17 protein-coding genes and 2 pseudogenes are annotated in these 19,158 nt (G+C 49.6%); 10 read left to right on the top strand and 9 right to left on the bottom strand.

The features are described 5' to 3' along the window. Positions 1–216: 216 nt before the first annotated feature. Together cysC and cysD are read right to left on the bottom strand one after the other, a co-directional pair. A complete protein-coding gene (cysC, locus tag IFT53_RS23245; protein ID WP_192068369.1) occupies positions 217–2,115 on the bottom strand; it encodes an adenylyl-sulfate kinase in 1,899 nt (632 codons plus the stop codon). Continuing rightward, a complete protein-coding gene (gene cysD, locus IFT53_RS23240; protein WP_192068371.1) occupies positions 2,115–3,017 on the bottom strand; it encodes a sulfate adenylyltransferase subunit CysD in 903 nt (300 codons plus the stop codon). The genes cysC and cysD overlap by 1 nt, the downstream gene beginning before the upstream one ends. 131 nt (positions 3,018–3,148) lie before the next feature. Between cysD and IFT53_RS23235 the strand changes: the two genes are divergently transcribed. After that, a complete protein-coding gene (locus tag IFT53_RS23235; RefSeq protein ID WP_244656460.1) occupies positions 3,149–4,237 on the top strand; it encodes a glycosyltransferase family 2 protein in 1,089 nt (362 codons plus the stop codon). Positions 4,238–4,251: 14 nt separating this feature from the next. On the opposite strand, the gene IFT53_RS23230 is transcribed toward IFT53_RS23235, so the two are convergent. The 5 genes from IFT53_RS23230 to IFT53_RS23210 all read right to left on the bottom strand — a co-directional run bounded on the left by IFT53_RS23230 (position 4,252) and on the right by IFT53_RS23210 (position 9,478). After that, entirely contained in the window at positions 4,252–5,301 is a 1,050-nt protein-coding gene (locus tag IFT53_RS23230; protein ID WP_192068375.1) for a Gfo/Idh/MocA family protein, read from the bottom strand. A gap of 354 nt (positions 5,302–5,655) precedes the next feature. Next, positions 5,656–6,759: a DegT/DnrJ/EryC1/StrS family aminotransferase gene (locus IFT53_RS23225; protein ID WP_192068377.1), complete on the bottom strand. Its 1,104-nt coding sequence runs from the start codon at positions 6,757–6,759 to the stop codon at positions 5,656–5,658. Further along, positions 6,756–7,172 (bottom strand): sugar 3,4-ketoisomerase, encoded by a 417-nt coding sequence (locus IFT53_RS23220; RefSeq protein WP_192068378.1) that lies wholly within the window; start codon positions 7,170–7,172, stop codon positions 6,756–6,758. The genes IFT53_RS23225 and IFT53_RS23220 overlap by 4 nt, the downstream gene beginning before the upstream one ends. Further along, complete coding sequence (locus IFT53_RS23215; protein WP_192068380.1) at positions 7,172–8,263, bottom strand: FkbM family methyltransferase; 1,092 nt, start codon at positions 8,261–8,263, stop codon at positions 7,172–7,174. Before IFT53_RS23215 ends, IFT53_RS23220 begins: the two co-directional genes overlap by 1 nt. A gap of 51 nt (positions 8,264–8,314) precedes the next feature. Continuing rightward, positions 8,315–9,478 (bottom strand): ATP-grasp domain-containing protein, encoded by a 1,164-nt coding sequence (locus tag IFT53_RS23210; RefSeq protein ID WP_192068382.1) that lies wholly within the window; start codon positions 9,476–9,478, stop codon positions 8,315–8,317. 343 nt (positions 9,479–9,821) lie between these two features. On the opposite strand from IFT53_RS23210, the gene IFT53_RS23205 reads away from it, so the two are divergent. The 6 genes from IFT53_RS23205 to rfbA all read left to right on the top strand — a co-directional run bounded on the left by IFT53_RS23205 (position 9,822) and on the right by rfbA (position 16,261). Then, complete coding sequence (locus IFT53_RS23205; protein ID WP_192068384.1) at positions 9,822–11,594, top strand: ABC transporter ATP-binding protein; 1,773 nt, start codon at positions 9,822–9,824, stop codon at positions 11,592–11,594. A gap of 150 nt (positions 11,595–11,744) precedes the next feature. Further along, entirely contained in the window at positions 11,745–12,827 is a 1,083-nt protein-coding gene (locus IFT53_RS23200) for a rhamnan synthesis F family protein (RefSeq protein WP_192068385.1), read from the top strand. A gap of 16 nt (positions 12,828–12,843) precedes the next feature. Continuing rightward, entirely contained in the window at positions 12,844–13,395 is a 552-nt protein-coding gene (gene rfbC, locus IFT53_RS23195; RefSeq protein WP_192068387.1) for a dTDP-4-dehydrorhamnose 3,5-epimerase, read from the top strand. Positions 13,396–13,424: 29 nt separating this feature from the next. Then, complete coding sequence (gene rfbB / locus IFT53_RS23190; protein ID WP_192068389.1) at positions 13,425–14,474, top strand: dTDP-glucose 4,6-dehydratase; 1,050 nt, start codon at positions 13,425–13,427, stop codon at positions 14,472–14,474. A 7-nt stretch (positions 14,475–14,481) separates the two neighbouring features. Beyond that, complete coding sequence (gene rfbD, locus IFT53_RS23185; protein ID WP_192068394.1) at positions 14,482–15,369, top strand: dTDP-4-dehydrorhamnose reductase; 888 nt, start codon at positions 14,482–14,484, stop codon at positions 15,367–15,369. Positions 15,370–15,379: 10 nt separating this feature from the next. Then, positions 15,380–16,261, top strand: a complete 882-nt coding sequence (gene rfbA, locus IFT53_RS23180; RefSeq protein WP_192068390.1) for a glucose-1-phosphate thymidylyltransferase RfbA — start codon at positions 15,380–15,382, stop codon at positions 16,259–16,261. Between the two features lie 67 nt (positions 16,262–16,328). Here the strand turns inward: rfbA and IFT53_RS23175 are convergent. Further along, positions 16,329–16,897, bottom strand: a pseudogene (locus tag IFT53_RS23175) (transposase); the annotation flags it as partial. 171 nt (positions 16,898–17,068) lie between these two features. On the opposite strand from IFT53_RS23175, the pseudogene IFT53_RS24245 reads away from it, so the two are divergent. The 3 genes and pseudogenes from IFT53_RS24245 to IFT53_RS23160 all read left to right on the top strand — a co-directional run. Beyond that, positions 17,069–17,317, top strand: a pseudogene (locus IFT53_RS24245) (DNA cytosine methyltransferase); the annotation flags it as partial. Positions 17,318–17,338: 21 nt separating this feature from the next. Then, a complete protein-coding gene (locus tag IFT53_RS24115) occupies positions 17,339–17,590 on the top strand; it encodes a DNA cytosine methyltransferase (RefSeq protein ID WP_192068393.1) in 252 nt (83 codons plus the stop codon). Between the two features lie 458 nt (positions 17,591–18,048). Next, entirely contained in the window at positions 18,049–18,471 is a 423-nt protein-coding gene (locus IFT53_RS23160; RefSeq protein ID WP_244656461.1) for a hypothetical protein, read from the top strand. Positions 18,472–18,811: 340 nt separating this feature from the next. On the opposite strand, the gene IFT53_RS23155 is transcribed toward IFT53_RS23160, so the two are convergent. Then, positions 18,812–19,158 (bottom strand): mannitol dehydrogenase family protein (locus IFT53_RS23155; RefSeq protein ID WP_446737717.1); only part of this gene is annotated, 347 nt, incomplete at its 5' end.

Genomic DNA, 19,158 nt, shown 5'->3' with positions numbered 1-19,158 from the left:
GGTGCCCTCGCGTTCATGCGCGGCAACAACGTCATTCCATTCCGTCAAGCGTAAAACCACGTGCCATCAAAACGGCGCTTACACTGCAATCCTTACCCCGCAACCTGTAATATTCAGTGCTATTATAAATGCAACATCAACGAGGCGCACACCTGCCTTAGGGCAGAGCGCTGAAGGCGTAGCGCCAGCAGTCGGAACTCTCAGGTTTGGGGAGCACTACCGTGCGATAGACAAATGATTGACGATGTCCAAGGCTATTTCGTCTACTTTTTTTTCGATTGTACGAATGTGAATATCTGGGCGCTCTGGAACTTCATACGGCGAAGTAATCCCTGTAAAATTCACTATCTCTCCCGCAGCCGCTTTTTTATACAAACCTTTTGGATCACGACGGGAACACTCCTCAATTGGTGTATCAACAAATACTTCAATAAACGCCCCATCGTCCAGAAGTTCACGAGCAAAACGCCGTTCTGCCGCGAAGGGAGATATCGAGGCGACAAGTACTATCAACCCTGCATCGGCCATCAACTTAGCTGTTTCCGCAACACGCCGAATATTTTCTACTCGGTCGGCAGAGGTAAAACCAAGGTCTCGATTCAAACCATGCCGGAGATTATCTCCATCTAACAAATATGTGTGTTTTCCCTCGGCGTAGAGAAGAGTTTCAACGGCATTCGCAATAGTTGATTTTCCAGAGCCAGACAAGCCGGTGAACCAAACTACCACTGGGATTTGAGACTTTATCTCTGACCTCTCCCTGTTTGTAATATTCGTGACCTGCCACTTCAGATTGAGAGACCGTCGAAGTGGGAAATCAATCATTCCCGCTCCGACGGTGGCGTTCGTGAAGCGGTCGAGCAGAACAAAGTTACCAGTGACCCGGTTCTCTTTATAGGCGTCGAATGCAATTGCACGCTGCAGCGATAGATTGCACACGCCGATGCTGTTCATCGAAAGCGACTTTGCCGCCTCATGAGCGAAGGTGTGCACGTTTATTTCATGCCGTAAACTGCTCACTGTTGCACTCACTGTGTCGTTCTCGGTCTGCAACAGGTAGTTACGGCCAGGAATCAATGCAGTGTGACCAAACCAAATTATGTGAGCCTGCAGTTGATCTGCAACATGCGCTGGCTGTGCAGGTGACATGAGAAGCGAACCGCGTGAGACATCAATCTCATCTTCCAAGACGAGCGTGATAGCATCTCCTTCTTTGGCCTCTTGAAGTGATAAATCTTTTGTGACGATCTCTTTGACGCGTGATCTTGCGCCAGAGACTGCGACAATGACTTCATCCCCTACCGCCACTCTACCTGAGGCAATTTGCCCGGCAAAACCTCTAAAGGTCGAATCTGGACGGATGACCAATTGAACGGGCAATCGGAACGGCCGAGTTTCGTCTATAACGTCAACCGGAACGGACTCAAGCTGCTCAAGGACGGTTTTACCAACATACCACGGCGTACGAAGAGATTTAGCTACAATATTATCGCCAAATTTTGCAGAAACTGGAATGACAAACACAGATTTAACACCTAGATTCTCTGCGAAATCCCGACAAGATGACGAAATAGACAAGAATCTAAGCTCATCGAACTCCACCAAATCCATTTTGTTTACAGCGAAGATTATGTGTCGAATTCCAAGCAAGGCCGCTATATATGCGTGCCGCCGCGTCTGCGCGAGAATCCCATGACGGGCATCCACCAGCAATACGGCCAAATCTGCAGTGGATGCTCCCGTTGCCATGTTTCTCGTGTATTCTTCGTGCCCGGGACAGTCTGCGACAATGAACTTTCGGCGTGGGGTTGACATAAACCGGTAAGCGACATCTATGGTAATACCTTGCTCGCGCTCTGCTTGCAGGCCATCAAGTAACAACGCATAATCAACTGCGCTATCAGCCCCACCATATCGTTGGCTGTCTTGTTCAAGTGTCAGGAGTTCATCGTCGTAGAGTGAATTTGTTCCCTGCAAGAGCCTTCCAATCAGAGTCGATTTGCCATCGTCAACTGAGCCACATGCCATAAAACGCAGAAGTGAAATTTCAGTAGGAGCGTCGGAGCCAGAAACTACTTTTGTTCCGACAGTGTTGCCGAGAAATTTGGCGCTCATTAAAAATATCCTTCACGCTTTTTAGACTCCATGGAATCCGCACCACCCCTTTCTATCAACCGCCCCTGGCGTTCGGATAAACGGGTTTCCGACATTTCCGTGAGTATGGCATCCAAGTCATCCGCGTTGGACTCAATTGCCGCGGTGAGTGGATAGCAGCCAAGCGAGCGAAATCTCACCATCTTCGTCATGGCTTTGGAGCGCATGGCATCAGGCATACGATTATCATCTGCCAGAATGAGGCCGCCATCGGTTTCCACGACTGAGCGTGGGGAGGCAAGATACAAAGGAACGATTGGTATATTTTCTCTTTTTATGTATTGCCAGATATCATTTTCTGTCCAATTCGATATTGGGAACACCCGCATCGACTCGCCCTGGTTGATCCTCGTATTATAGGTCTTCCACATTTCTGGACGCTGGTTTTTGGGATCCCAGGAATGGTCTCGATTGCGGAACGAAAACATCCTCTCCTTCGCGCGAGATTTTTCTTCATCACGGCGCGCTCCGCCGAATGCCGTGTCGAAGCCATACTGATCAAGAGCTTGCCTAAGCCCTGCTGTTTTCCAAACGTAGGTGTGGTGGCTTGGACCATGATCGAAAGGGTTTATGCCGTCTCGCACCCCATCGGGATTTTTATGGACAATGAGATCGAGCCCGAGTTGATTGGCTGTTTTGTCCCGGAAATCTATCATTTCTCGAAACTTCCACGTTGTATCGACGTGAAGAAAGGGAAATGGCGGTTTGGCTGGATAAAAAGCTTTGAAGGCAATATGCATCAGAACTGAGGAATCTTTGCCAATGGAATATAGCATCACAGGCTTTTTGCACGTGGCAACGACCTCCCGAAGCACATGAATCGTTTCCGCTTCGAGCCTGTCCAAGTGCAAAAAGGTATTCACTAAGATATCCTCCCAATCTATGGCGGGTTGAGCCTAGCTACCTACAGCTCAACCTTACTAGTCATGAAGACTCACAAGTGCTCGATCCAAAACGAACCGCGAAGAAAATGAAATGAGAATGGTTGCAATTTATGAAATTGTATACCAGTTATCAGTGTCGGCCGCGGCAATCCAGGAAGCAAAATTTGAACAGTCCTAACTCAGAATTTTCGTCGACTAGAGTATCTGCAATTGTGCTAAGTTACAACCATGGACCGTATATTCGGGACTGTCTTGTTAGCCTTATCAAGCAGCGGACCGCTGACACTGAAATCATCGTGCTCGACGATTATTCAATGGATAACTCAGCTGACATCGTCAAAGAGTTGGCAAGCCAGCATAAAAAAATACATCTATTGCTTAATGAAAGTAATACAGGAAACATTGCCTTAAATACGCAAAAACTAGTCGACGCTTCGTCTAGCCCATATATTTTGTTCATGGCGGGCGATGACCAACTTGGCTCAACGTACGATCTGCGTTCAGCAATTGACCTTATGGAAAGGGACGACAACATTGGCATTGTCATTCCCCGGCTAAGATTTTTGAACGAAAACATCGAGTCAAAAGTAGCAGAAATTTATGATTCTGCGCTGCTCTCTGCGCTTAGAAGTTCCGAGCCGGAGGAAATATTGCGCCAACATCTTTTCAAACGCGTTTCAAGGATATTCCTTCAGGGTGTCGTCTTGCGGCGCAGCGTGATCGAAGAGATGGGTGGTTTTGCGTCCGGAACGATTTCAGACGACTACGCATTTTTTATGCGTCTTTTCGAACATCTTCAAAACTCAGGTCAAAAGTTCTTTTTCGACGAGAAAAGTGAATGGCTCTATCGCATCCACGCGAGCAACATTCATCGAAACGCGGTTCGTCAGTTTACATCAATACTAGAGGTCGTTTCCCGTTTCGTCCCACAAGAGCACTGGCACCATTTTAGGTGGGACAGCGTCGTCTTCACAAACTACGAAGACCTAGAGATTTCCATCCGATCTGCAAAACAAAGTCTCGGCACTTCCGCAGCCCGTAAGCTAGTGCGCGAAGTGTCCAGAAGGGCCATCTCCGCAGCAGGAAGGCGCGGAGATCAATTGTTTCTGCGACGTTTCATTGGCGATAAGAATAATATTCCTCACCTGAGGCTGAGGGCGACGTTCAAGCTTGTTTATTGCCATTTGAAACCAACTTAAAGTCGCCCACACCGCTACTCCGAAACGTAAGTGCGCGCCCCAGAAGCGATCGCTTCATTAACCGCAACCAATACTCGCATATTTTTGTAGCCGTCGAAAGCAGACACTTTCGGAGGCGTACCATTCCTGATGACATCCAAAAAATGATCGAGTTGGCGCACCAGAGGGTCGGCACGATGGACAGTGAGTTGACCAAGCTCGAATGGTTTCCACCAAGAGCGGCCATCCTCGTTTGGATAAGTCCGGAAACTCATACTTGGAAAGTCGATGGACCCCATAGTTCCCGCCATGTGATAGCAACTGTCCTGCGGAAAAAACGGATAGGACGGGTTTTCGCCAGCCGTCATTTCCCAACTTTTACTGCTTGCTGCTGCATCAGACAAGATAAACGTCCCCAGAGCGCCGTTGCTAAACTCCAGATTAATCGCGACTGTATCCTCGACCTCAAAGCCTCTTAAACTGCTGCTCGCAACCGCTTGGACTGCATGGATTTCTCCAGCAAACGTACGCATGAGACCAATTTCATGAATGAGGTTGATGAGAATGGGGCCCCCTCCTTTCACTTTACGCCATGGACCGTCCTCAAAGTAATGGTCAGGCTTGAGAAAAAGAGCTGACCCATTGATAGCCACCAGACGTCCAAAGCGTTCTGAGCGGAGAAATTCCAGGACAATATCAACAAGTGGACTGTAAGTTCGGTGATGGCCAATCAGGAGGGGAATGCTGGTCTGCTCTACCAGCTCAGTCAACCGTGCCGCATCTTCAAGACTATCGGTTATCGGCTTCTCCACCAGAGCGGGCACGCCCGCATTCAGACATAGAGCCGCTTGCTCATAATGAAAGTGATTAGGCGAGCTTATGATGACGCCATCCGGCGAGGTTGACGTCAGCGCGTTCACAAAGTCCGAAAAGAGTGGCGTCAAAACTGACTTGGCAAAAATGCTATTCTCGTCGGTATCAGGCGCGACGATACCGACCAGCTCGCAGTCATGCCGCTCCTGCACAAGGCGGACGTGCTGCCTGCCAATTAGACCTGGTCCGGAAAGAAGAATTTTCGTTGTCATTGAAACCCCTGATTTTTGTCGAACTCTAACGGCACAGGCCGGGCGAGTGTCTTACTAACGCAGCAAAGGCTACGGTTCCGACATGCCACGCAAATTTGGCATCGGCTAGATTAGAAGTGCCCTGATCTTTTCATACTCGTGCGGAGAAATCGGTATGTGGGCGGATTTCATCGGTTGAGAAAAAAAAGCAATTCTCAATGAGATGCGATTCTGCCTGTTCAATGCATTCCGTATTATTTCCGGCAGTCAGACACTCAATCGGCTGCAAATCATAAGTTTGACCGAGTATTCGCCATCGCGCTAATCGCCCTACAGTTTTGATTAATTGAGATACTTTAGCGAATGCTGGCAACATTAATCACGCCTTGCAGCAACACGAACCGCTGCGATTATCTTCGCAGTGTGATCTTCAGACTGGTGCGGCCCAATTGGTAAACTCAACACTTCAGACGAGATTTTTTCTGCAATGGGAAGCGCACCATAACTTTCGGCCGCTGACGCATAGGCCTGCTGTTGGAACGGGGCCAAAGGATAATGGATCTGTGTCGAAACACCTTGGTCCGATAGTCGCTTCTGCAAGGCTTCACGGTCGTGGGATTTGATAACAAACAGGTGCCATACTGGATCTGCCCAGTCTGGAACCTCCGGTAGCGCTAAATCGAGATTACCCAGTGCACTCAAATACTCAGCAGCGATGGTTTTGCGGCGGCCATTCCACTCATCAAGATATTTTAGCTTAACGCGAAGAACTGCCGCCTGAACTGGATCGAGCCGACTGTTCACGCCCTGGACTTCATTACGATATTTTTCCTTGGAACCATAATTACGCAGTAGCCTGATATTGGCTGCGAGCGCTTGGTTGCGCGTCGTGACTGCCCCACCGTCGCCATACGCGCCCAGATTTTTGGCTGGGTAAAAACTCCAACAGACTAAATCCCCGTGAGCGCCGATGCGTTTACCGCGATAGAGGGCTCCATGAGCCTGCGCTGCGTCTTCAATAAGAGCAAGGCCGTGACTAGCTGTAATTTTCTTAATGCTGTCAAGATCAACCGGCTGACCGTAGAGGTGCACGACAATAACAGCTTTTGTCCGCGTTGTTATCGCTGCAACAATCAATTCGGCATCAATATTGTGGTACCGCGGATCGGGCTCAACTGGCACCGCCTTTGCGCCAACGGCAGAAACCGCCAACCACGTGGCGATGAAGGTGTTGGAGGGAACAATTACTTCGTCGCCAGGACCAATGCCCAGCGCCCGTAGCGAAAGTATGAGAGCATCCAGGCCATTCGCGACACTTACCGTCTCACTTGCGTCGCAGTATGCCGCATACTCGGCTTCGAAATGCTCAACCTCTTCGCCCAGAATATACCAGCCGCTGGTGAGAACGCGTTTTATTGCGGAATCGATCTCATGCTCAAGCTCTCGGTAGCCGGCTCCCAGGTCAAGAAACGGAATCATGGTATATTTTCCTTCGCAGCCGTCAAAAATGAATCATAATCACGGTAATAATCTCGCTCGTCATAAGCCATGGATGCCAAGACAAGGCAGACGGCGCCAGAGGAGAAGTTTTCAAGTTCTCGCCAGATCATTGGGCAAATAAGAAGGCCACGGCCGGGATCTGAAAGCATGACCCTTTTACGCTCAAAACCATCATCCAACACAGCATCAAAGCTACCAGAAACGGCAATGAGCAACTGCCGCAACTCCTTGTGGCCATGCCCTCCCCGCGCAGCACCTTGGGGAACACCGCACAGATAATAGACGCGCTTTATGTCAAACGGTACGTGGATGTTGCCTTCTGCCACGACGAGATCGCCGCGAACATCCGCAAATCTCGGCAACTGAATAAAATCACAATCGGCAATAGACATCAATTGCCCTCGTTTGGGTGGACAAAATACATAACGGTCTCGTAAATCGATTCAGTATAGTGCCTAAGGTACACTTTATAGCCAGGCACAAGTTCCAAAACGGCCTTCGGAATTTCCCAAAAATCGGACGGTCGGTGGTATACACAGATCGCCAGCGCAGGCTTCGATTTTCGAATTGTTTCGCGGGCCCCGACTATAGCATCCATCTCTGCCCCCTCGATATCCATTTTTATGAATGATGGATTTTTATCGACAAGTCCGTCAATTCTGCGCACTTCAATCTCGAGTGTTCCATCCGGATTGATAGAAGAAGCAGATCCGGCCTGTGAAAAGCGCAAAGTCTCATCTGCTTTGCCGGCGCCATAGGGCAAAAGGCTAAGACGATCGAGGTTCTTGAGATTGGTGGCACAAACCTCGCGATTGGCGCGATCTGGTTCAAAAATATAGATATGCTCGTAAGTTGGTACCCGCTTTACGAACTCTTGGGTCGTGTATCCATCAAAGCACCCAACGTCTACAAAAACCGCTTCATCTGTTTTCAGCTGCAAGAAATCTTCGAAATACTGTTCCTTCTGTCGGTCCTTAAAACCCTCTAGATGGCGCAAATTATACGTATTGCGGAACGCGAACAAATGCTCGAGTGTCGAACGTGATTCGTCGTCTTCCAATTTCTCATAAAGCGAAACCACCGCGTCTTTGTTGTCTTTATAGAGCTCATTAAAGCCCTCGTTGAAGACCGCTTCTGGTAAATCCAATCCGCTCCATTTGTAAAAGGCAAAATAGTCCAGATTGCGGATAGATTTTTCGTTCAAGAGTGCAGCTACGCTCAGAGGCATGCCGCCCGAGGCGGCTAGAACCAACGCGTCATGCGGAATATCTGAAGAGCGAACGACCTGCCTGCCTTCACTAATTGTCAAGTCGGTGAAATCATCAATGTAAGCCGCAATTTCCAACTGAGCGGCAACGGCTTTTGCATAGACATTCCGACCGAAAATATAACGCTGCGACTGCGGGGCATCAAGATATGCTTTGCAAAACTCGATCGCACGCTGACTTTCGTCGTCGCTCCAATTTCCATCCAAATCAGTCACGTGTGAAATTACCCCTCATAATCAATATTGTTTACCAACGATAAGCTGGCCTCACAGCGCGAAATACCCGGGAAGGAAGGTCGGATCAGTTTCTTCATCACCGCGAGCGACTTCTTTCGTCCCTCTAAAGAAGACAATACCAGCCTTATCAAAAGGAGCAGGCTCCAGCAATTGGCCGCTTTCCTTCAATGGTACATAGATAACTTCTCGTCCGCCTGCACGAAGTCCTGCGGCAAAAAATGGCACATTGGCGTCGACAGAAATGATCCGACGCTCAACATCAATACTGGTGCTTGGTGAAGATGGCACCGATGGCGCTTTGCCAAGGAAAGTTGACACATACGCGTCTTCGTAATCAAAGCCACATGCATACTTGAATTGGTGGCCATAGAGATCACCGGGGCACCGACGCATGCATTCAATGATCCAGAAATCCGTCTCTGATGCAATGAACTGTGTATGCAACAATCCATCTTCCAGCTTCAGTGTCTGAATCAGCTTTTCCATCGCCTTATGAACAGCTTCGCGCTGATTATGCCCAAGCCTTGACGGATATGACGACCGGTCAACCTGATAGGGATAGACTTCACAAAATTCGTCAACGAAATCATGCCATACAACCTGTCCACCAGCAATGAAGGCGGTATGGCTGTGCAGTGAACCATCGACGAATTCCTCGACAACTGCCGATCTTGCACGCGACATCTCGAATGCGCGCTCTGCCGCAGCTATCGCCTGATCGACGCTATCGACCAGCGTTACACCTCTACCACTGAAGCTATCCACGGGCTTGACCAGCGCACGCCCGGCGAAATCACCAATTGAGAATGCCTCCCCAGCATTGAAATGTCCGTAGGTGCGTGGAACAGGAATGCCGATATCATCGCAAAATTTGCGGAAAAGGCTCTTCACGTGAAGGGTTTGGGTAACTTCAGCCGTATCGTAACCACAATAGTCCATAATTCCTGCGACGTGAGAGGCAGCGAGGTAGGAATAGTCGTTACACGTTGGAACGATGAAGTCGAAAGCATGCTCGCGGCATGCCTTAAGGAGCGCCTCCTGATCGGAGTAATCCTCATAAATCGCGGAATCCGAATAAGCATGGCAGGGGTCCCCTGTGTGCCGGCCCATCGTTGTGACTTGAAAGCCTCGCTCCTTAAGGGACATAAGCATCGGCATGGCACTAAAGCTACTACCGATTAGAAGTACGTGCATACCACACTCTCCGATTGGTTTTTTTACCGGATGGAAAAATGACAAAAATCCAACCACCACGCGTATCCGATGGCACCAACAATTGTGGTAGTCAAGTTATTGTGCACGCAATCCACCGTTCAAGGCGGACTTGGTAATGGAGGTGTATTAAAGCCCGCAGCTTCGGGTGGGGAAAGAAAGACGACGCTGAAATGGGACATAAATGGCTTCACAAACCATTATGCGTTATGTTGCACGTAGTGAACGAAGGTGCCTTGATTTTCCCCCCATAGACGTTCAAAAGCAGGCTTGGTTGGCACCGCTCTAAAGTCACGTCATTTTTTAGCAAAAAGAGCCTCTGTAGATGTTTTCGAAATTCATAACCCGGCACCAAAGAAGTCTCTTAGGGCGACTGCTCTCTGAAAATTTCAAAAGCCAGGCGCCTTGGTACGGAATTGCTATTGCCGCTATGGTTGTGGTGGCTGCTATGACTTCAGCCAGCGCCTGGATCATGAGAGACATTGTAAACGCTTCGGTTGTTTCAAAAGATATTGATAAGGTATTCTCTGTCGCCATCGCGGTCGCGGTGATCTTCGCTATAAAAGGTGTAGCAACTTACATACAGTCTGTATTTCTGAGTAAGGCTGGCAACAATATTATCGCCAGAACCCAATCGCGACTTTTTAATCACGTCCTAAAACAGGGCGTAGCGTTCCATTCCAAGTTTCCATCGTCCGAACTGTTGATGCGCATCACCAGTAACGCGCAGGCTGCTCGTGCGGTCATTGACCTCATTGTTACATCGTTCGTACGTGATCTCCTGTCCTTGATAGGTCTAGTGGCGGTGATGGTTATTCAACAACCTCTGCTATCGATTATGGCTGCCGTTATTGGCCCAGCAGCCATCTATGGTATCCGTTTTCTTACGAAACAGGTTCGTAAAATCATGGAGCAGGAGTTAGCCTCACTCGGCATGATTATTCAAAACGTCCAGGAGACAGCAACTGGCATCAAAGTTGTGAAGGCTTTTGGGCTTGAGACGTTCATGCAGCAGCGAATGGACAAATATGTCAGTGATGTTGAGACGCGCGCTAACAGCATCGCACGCCTCGAAGCAGCATCAAGCCCAGTCATGGAAACCCTGTCAGGCTTTGCGATCGCGGGTGTTGTCGCCATAAGCGGCATTTGGGTATTGCAGCAGGGCAATACGCCGGGCGAATTGATGTCGTTCATCACCGCGCTACTGCTTGCTTACGAGCCCGCAAAGCGCCTAGCCAGAATGCGAGTCAGCTTGGAGTCGGGCATCATTGGCGTACGGATGATGTATGACTTGATCGATCATCCTGTTGATCTCTCTGAGGACAAGAACGCCGTCGATCTGCCAGATGGTCCCGGGGAGGTTGCGTTCACGGACGTCACATTCTCCTACACATCAGGCCACAAATTGTTCGACGGTCTAAACCTTTCGTTTCCTGCAGGAAAGACAACGGCCCTCATAGGTGCGTCTGGCGGCGGGAAGTCGACGATTATCAACCTGATCATGCGCCTTTATGACCCAGAAGGCGGAGTTGTTTCCATCGATGGGATTGATATTCGCAAAGCTCGTTTCAAATCACTTCGATCTCGCATGGCTTACGTAGGTCAGGACACATTTTTGTTTAGCGGGAGCGTAAAGCACAACATTGGCCTTGGGCGTGAGGGAGCAAGCGAAGAAGAAATCATCCAGGCAGCCAAAGCTGCCAACGCTCACGATTTTATCGTTCGCCTCCCACAGGGATACGACACGCCGGTGGGAGAAAACGGCACCAATCTTTCTGGTGGTCAAAAACAACGCATAACTGTGGCCCGTGCCATGTTGCGGAACGCCGACATTCTCATTTTGGATGAAGCAACCAGCGCACTAGACTCGGAGTCGGAAGCTCTCATCCAACAGGCTCTTTCACGTCTGACAGAGGGCAAGACGACAATCATCATTGCCCACAGACTCTCGACTGTATCGTCCGCTCACAATATTCTTGTCATGGAAGAAGGTAAGGTCGTCCAGCAGGGCTCTCAAACCGAGCTTCTTTCGAAAGAAGGTGCGTTCAGACGCCTGTATGAACTGCAGCTGCTTCCATCGGCAGAGGCATTGCAATGACTGGAAATGCGACAAAGAAATGACCAGTGGTTGCCAATGCCGCGGCTATGGTTGCTCTGTATAGCTATGCGCAACAATAATTCGCGATCCTGAACGAGCAGCTCGTTCAAACATATTCGATATCTGACGAGCTAGTAAGGTCACCAATAGATGCGAGTTCCAGCCTGGAAATTCAAAAGAGAAATGAAACGATTAGGCTCTCAGCTTAGTCAAATTCCTTGGCTGCTTTTCGCAAGCGCTATTCGGCGAATTTCTGACAAATATACTAGTAAATACGTCGAAATTACTGAAGGTGACTGTCCGATTATGGATAGCGCTGCAATATTGCTTATTTTTCAACCGCACGGCATTCAGCGTTCGACATTCGATACGCTACAACACCTCGTTGACAATGGGTTCAGCCCTGTTTTGGTATCTAATTCCAAGCTATCAGATAGCGACTTGAATAAATTAAAGGTCGTCACAAATGTTATCATCCAACGACCGAATTTTGGTTACGATTTCGGTGGCTATCGGCAGGGAATAATGCATTTGCTTAAGCAAGCTGTTCCACTAGAGAATATCCTCGTTATAAATGATAGCATCTGGTTTCCACTTAAAAGAAATTGCGGCTTCCTTTCGGAAATAAAGAATCAAAATTTTGACATGTACGGCCTTGTGTTAAACAACCAATACAAAATTGAGAAGCGCCACCATATTCAGTCATATCTATTTAACTTTAACAAGAAAATCATACAGAGCGAAGCATTTCTTCAATACTGGAGAGATCTATTTTTGAGCAACAATAAGAATGCGGTTATTCGTCAGTGTGAAATAAAGATGACAGAATACTTCAGATCGCGTGGATTTTCGATTGGCTCAAAATATACGGTTGATGATATTTACAGAATTTTACCGGACCTTGCCACCGAAGAGCTGGACACGGTCATTAACTACCAAATGATCGTTGATCCAAAAAAAGAAGGGATCATCAAGGATTGCCGCATCGTGAAACAAGAGGGAGCTGACGAGCATCTGATCCGTAATCGTCATCTCGGAAAATATTTCCTTATCGCTCATCCAATTATCCTCCTCAGGAAATTGAACTGCCCCGCCATAAAAAAAGACCGGCAATTCGTTTATCAGGTTCAGCGGCGCGAGATATTTAAAGAAAGTTTGGATACGGCCCTGTTGGCGACGGTTCGCGAAGAGATGCTTCTCTGCGATGATTTGCAGGTCATGGAAAAAAGCTAGGGCTGGGAGTGACAGCATGAACATCGAGATGACTACAATGGAAGGCGTCGTTAAAATAATGCCGCCACGATACAGTGACCAACGAGGCTATTTTTCTGAAACATTCAAAGAAAGCTGGTTCCGAAATGAGGTTGCGGACGTCGTTTTTTCACAAGACAACGAATCACTATCTGTCAAAGCCGGAACCGTTAGGGGGCTTCATTTTCAAGCCTCACCATTTGCACAAGGGAAACTGGTTCGGTGTTCGCAGGGCGCTATTTTTGATGTTGTCGTAGACATCAGACGTCGTTCCAAGTCGTTTGGTCACTGGATCGGTGAAGAACTGACTCCTGAGAACGGCATTCAGCTGTGGGTCCCAGCCGGATTCGCACATGGCTTCGTGACCCTGAAAGACAACAGCGTCATTAACTATAAGGTCACTGCGCCATACAGTCCCGAACATGATTTTGGTATCGCTTGGAACGATCCGACTATTGGTATTGCGTGGCCTGTCCAGGAAAAAGATGTGGTCCTTTCTGACAAGGACTGCGCTCACCCGAAAATCGTTGATCTACCGGTCTATTTTTGATCTTCATACGCCAAAAGGATGCACAAACTATGCGGATAATTGTTACCGGCGGTGCGGGTTTTATTGGGTCAGCACTTGTCCGCTACCTCGTCAGCGAAATCGGGGCAGATGTGTTCAATATTGACAGTTTGACATATGCGGGGAACCTCGCATCGCTTTCAAGTGTCGAAAATTCGACGAATTACCGATTTCTACATGCGGACATATGTGATGAAATCAAAATGCGACAGGTTTTCTCCGACTTTCGTCCTGATGTCGTGATGCATCTTGCTGCTGAGAGCCATGTCGATCGTTCTATCTCAAGCGCCGGGAATTTTATCCAAACGAACATTGTCGGTACGTTTACAATGCTCCAAGCCGCCAAAGATTATTGGGAAAACTTACAGGGGAGAGCCAAGGATGACTTTCGCTTCCTTCACGTTTCTACTGATGAAGTGTACGGCTCGTTGACGGCTGAGGGATTATTCGAAGAAGGTACTCGCTACGATCCATCGTCACCCTACTCAGCTTCGAAAGCTGCAAGCGACCACTTGGCAACAGCTTGGCATAGAACTTATGGTCTGCCTGTCGTCATTTCCAATTGTTCCAATAATTATGGTCCATACCACTTCCCAGAAAAATTGATCCCCCTCACAATTCTGAACGCGCTCGAAGGGAAATCATTGCCAGTTTATGGCAACGGCTCGAACATCCGTGACTGGTTATATGTCGACGACCACGTGCGAGCACTGTTCACGATAGCGACGCGAGGACGCATTGGGGAGAAATACAATGTAGGTGGGCGGAACGAGCGAACAAATATGGAAGTTGTTAAGAAGATTTGCGCAATTCTCGACAATGCGTTCACTGATAAAAGGCCTCACGAAAACCTTATAAAAAACGTCACTGATCGTCCTGGTCACGATGCTCGCTACGCGATTGATGCGACGAAGCTAGAAACCGAACTGGGCTGGAAAGCACGAGAAACCTTCGAAACAGGAATAGAAAAAACAGTCGCTTGGTATCTCGAGAACGAAGCATGGTGGAGACCGCTGCGCACCAGGGTCTATGCCGGCGAACGTCTCGGCGTGCGGGCTTAGCATGGTATTGCGGGTAGCCGTTACAGGGAAAAAGGGCCAAGTTGCCCAATCACTTCTCCATTTGAGTGCATTAGGCACCGCAGAGGTCATCCTAATAGGCAGACCGGAACTGGATCTTGCTGATCCATTTTCGGTGAAGAAGGCGATTGAGGGCGCACGCCCTCACGTGATCATATCCGCTGCAGCTTACACCGCTGTCGACAAGGCGGAAAATGAACATGGGCTTGCCCTCGCAATTAATGCAGTTGGTGCAGGCGCCGTTGCTGCCGCTGCGCGTGATCTTGGAATTCCAATTATACATCTTTCCACGGACTATGTTTTTGACGGCAGCAAACAGGCACCGTATTTGGAAACCGATATCTGTAGTCCATCCTGCGTTTATGGGTTGACGAAACTCGAAGGGGAAAAGCGCGTTGCGGTCGAAAACCCTAACCACATCATCCTTCGGACATCATGGATTTATTCGCCATTTGGCTACAATTTTGTAAAGACGATGCTACGCCTCTCGGAAACAAACGAAGTTGTGCGGGTTGTCGATGATCAGCGCGGCTGCCCCACCTCGGCGCTTGATCTTGCCGCAGCAATTTTGGAGATCGCTAGCCGATTACATTCAGATGCCGACGGAGATCTACGGGGGACATTCCACTTATGCGGATCTGGCTCGATAACTTGGGCAGATTTTGCCGAGATGATCTTCAGTCAGTCTCGGAGGATGGGATTCAAATCTGTTTCAGTTGAGCGGATTGCCACGACACAATACCCCACGCCGGCCAGGCGCCCACCAGATTCACGCCTAGATTGTGGAAAAATCGCGGAAATTTATGGAATTCAATTGCCAACTTGGCAAAATTCGACAGAGGTTACCGTTGAGGCGATCTTGCGTGAATGTATTTGAGGAGATTTAAATGAAAGGCATTATCCTTGCGGGGGGCACAGGAAGCCGACTGTATCCAATAACGCAGGCTGTTTCAAAGCAATTGATGCCTGTCTATGACAAGCCTATGATTTACTACCCCCTGACCACACTCATGCTGGCAGGTATAAATGACATTCTTATTATCACGACTCCGAACGACCTAGAGGCCTTCCAACGACTTCTTGGAGATGGCTCAAACTGGGGAATCTCGCTTAGTTATAAAGTTCAGGCGACTCCGGATGGGCTTGCGCAAGCTTTCATTATCGGTGCAGACTTTGTATATGGGCACCAATCCGCTCTCGTTCTGGGAGATAATATATACTTTGGCCATGGCCTCCCTGAGATCATGAAATCAGGGACTAGCCGGATGTCTGGCGCAACGGTATTTGCATATCATGTCGCGGACCCCGAACGTTATGGCGTGATTGATTTCGATGCAAACATGAACGCGACTTCGATCGAAGAAAAACCACAGCGGCCGAAATCGAACTGGGCGGTCACCGGTCTATATTTCTACGATCAAAAGGTAGTAGACATCGCAGCCAACTTGAAACCGTCAGCACGCGGGGAACTAGAGATAACAGACGTCAACCGCACGTATCTTGAACGCGGGGAACTGTTTGTTGAGCGCATGGGACGTGGCTATGCGTGGCTCGACACAGGAACCCCGGATAGCTTGCTCGATGCAGCAGCTTTCGTGGCGACACTCGAAAAGCGCCAAGGCTTCAAGATCGCCTGCCCCGAGGAAATTGCATGGCGGATGGGATATATCAGCTCCGACGAATTGACCAAACTAGCTGAAAAGCTTGGTAAAAGTGCTTATGGATACTATCTGAAATCATTAATACATGATGAAGTATGGTTTATTTGATTTGGCGCTATGTAGCCTCCGTTGGTTTAACTGGGTAGCATTTAGTATTGGGGTGATCGGCGGCTCACCTTTCGCGATTTAGGAGCGCGACGATCTACCGATAGCATAGGTTGGCTTTTGACCCACCCGCCTGCGAATGGAGGGCAGAGCTCACTGGACTTGAGGTGGGCTCCGCGTAGCTTTGATCTGCCTTTCAACCGCTCGACAAGGTTCGAGCGATTGATGCACAGCCTGTCTGCGACGGTCTTCATCGGGAACCGTCCTTCGGCAACAAGATCGGCCGCGATATCCGTTTTTTTGAATCCGCTTTGGAAAGGGCTTCGCGGAGGATTTCGACCTCCATCGTCTTGCGACCGCGCATGCGCTCCAGTTCCCGAACGCGATCCTCCAGTTTCTTCACTTCAGAATTCCCGACAACCGGCTCTTCAGAATCCACGGCTGCGGCACCTACCTCACTCAAAAGCCTTCGCCATAGATAAAGCAGATCGCTCGCAACGCCATGTCGGCGAGCGGTCGGTGATACCGTCTCGCCTGATTCAAAACTCTGCTCAATAATTGTCAGATTCTGCTCGGTTCTCCACTGCCTGCGGCGCACATCTCCTTCAGCAATTCAAGGTGTCGATACTCGTTAGGCATAAGCCTGTCCTCAAGCCTGTGATTGAGCCTTTCTGCTTATGCCGACTGTCAGGTCGAAATGGGGTGCAGTTCAGCATTCCTGTTTGAGAACGTCGAAGGCCTCTCTAGCATTCGCGCCACGCGGGCTACGTTGCATTTCTACTACGCGGATTCTCATAGGCAGGATACTCGACGGAAATCCACCGGATCAACACCAAGGACTCCGGCGTCGCGCAGAACCGCTCCCGCATCATGTTGGTGGGGATGTGTAGGGATCTAGCGGGTGCCTTCCGGATGCCGAGGAAATTTCGAGGACTCGCCGCTAACGTGGCAAACGCCCTCGCCGACCTTATGGGCGAAAACGGCTGGTCCGGCGCGAAAGCCTGGCTGCAGTCCATGGAGGATTGCGACTATTGTGCGGATACCATCCGCGGATATTAGGGCAGCGCGCGTTATGGAGAGGTGATCCGAGCCGACGGGAAGCAGCTTCGCGGCGCGCCTCCGGCCAAAGCAGCGCCGACGGAAGATGAAGGTGCGCGGGAAGGTTTCGTGCCTGGCCTGACGAACCGCATGCGCGCGAGGTTGCAGGGATTTCCGGACTTGTGGGATTTCGTCGGCGGGCTAGGCCCTGTAGCCGACCAGATTGGAAACGCGGTCGTGCCTGCGATGGCGCGGGCAATGGGTCTGGCGTTGATGTCGGTTTTGAAGGGCTAGGAAATCGATTGGGGGGCGATGATGGATAGTTCGCGTCCACCGCACCGAGAGATTGCGACAGTACCCTTCCCCGATATAGATGCTGGAAGCTCTGTATCGGGTCACATCGTGAAAGTAGAAACAGAGGCCTGACTTTAAGAGCCTTTGGACGCACGGTATGAGCAGGCAGTCCCCAAAAGTGACAAGGTTAAGGTTTCCGACGCTACGCTATGACAACACGGAAAACCGAAACTGGCAGCGTGACTGAAGTCTGTCTGCGGCGCGCACCCTTTGTTGTGGTAGTCAACACGCATCTGGCCAACCGATATCATCGTTTTGCTTCCTACCATAATCCTCAGCGGCGCTGAGATTCAAAGCAATTGCATTGAGGGATGTTGCTCGAACTCATAAACCCCGCTCGATCAAATTTTTAATGTTCGCTATAGAAGGTCCTCTTTTTAGGTCTTTTATGAGCCTGAATGGAAGCTGACAAAGGAACGCAGATGTCAATCACTGTAGAGAAAATTATTCCCGCGGCGCGTATGCGCCAGTTCCATCAAATGGTTGATCGCTGGCTTAACGAGGGTCCGCTCAGGCTCGCGACGAATGCGACAATAACCGCGATGGACAATGCCGGCATCCCGAAAGCAGAACAGGTAGCGATCATTGAGGACCGAGATATCATCATAAAACACAATATGCGTCTGGGTGTTATCAGCGAAGTATTCGCACCCGCCATCGAGAAAACGGTGAACTCGTTTCGATCAGGCAGTGACGCACAGGATGAGATCGCTCGGTTGATTGTGACTGCAGTTGGCATCCGGCAGGAAGATGACAGTGAACTGGTAACATTCACCTTCACGATCGAAGGTGAGGCAGACACATTTAATAAAGCGATCTGAAAGCATCGCTAGCGGTCTTTGGTTGATTGACTTAAAGGCACCCGTCGGCTGCACCACAAGTATCCTAGCCGTCTGCGGGTTCTGAAAAAACCTGACTAACAAACGTTATAGAAGACGGGTCTGTCGAAAGCCGAGATAGAGCATTGCCTCGCTTCATAAGGACCCAAACCCTCTCGCGACCGGCTGACACTGATGCAGCTTTACAAAGAGCTTCGGGCGCTAGGTAAAGACGGTAGCAGCGTTGCGATCTGCCGCCATCCGAGAAAACCTATTGTCGACAGACACATTTCAAGGATAGCGAAAGCTGGAGCGTCTTTATGTGTTGTAAAACCTGTGCTCGCTATCCGACCAGCTTGTTTTGCAGGTAACGTTCAAGCGTCTCAGCCGTACCCTTCTCCCACACTGTCTTCAAGGCATTGGCGAAGCGTTTCTGGAACAGGTCTGATTTGGCGACGTCCCCGAAGATATCATCGAGCGCCAGAAACGCCATCGGATCATCCTTAGCCTTGATGGCTGCGGCCTGCAGGCGCTCAGCGCTGGCATCATTGAAGACGATCTGCGCGCCGCTATCGGATGCGCCATGGAAGTAACGGCACCAGAGCGCGGAGACCAGCGAGAGACCGACGATATCATCGCCCTTTTCCAGACGATCTGCCGTAGACGGCAGGATGAATTTCGGCTGGCGGT

It is taken from the genome of Rhizobium sp. CFBP 13644, from assembly GCF_014842165.1.
GTDB classification, from domain to species: domain Bacteria; phylum Pseudomonadota; class Alphaproteobacteria; order Rhizobiales; family Rhizobiaceae; genus Agrobacterium; species Agrobacterium tumefaciens_C.
This window is presented reverse-complemented; position numbering and strand designations above follow the sequence as displayed.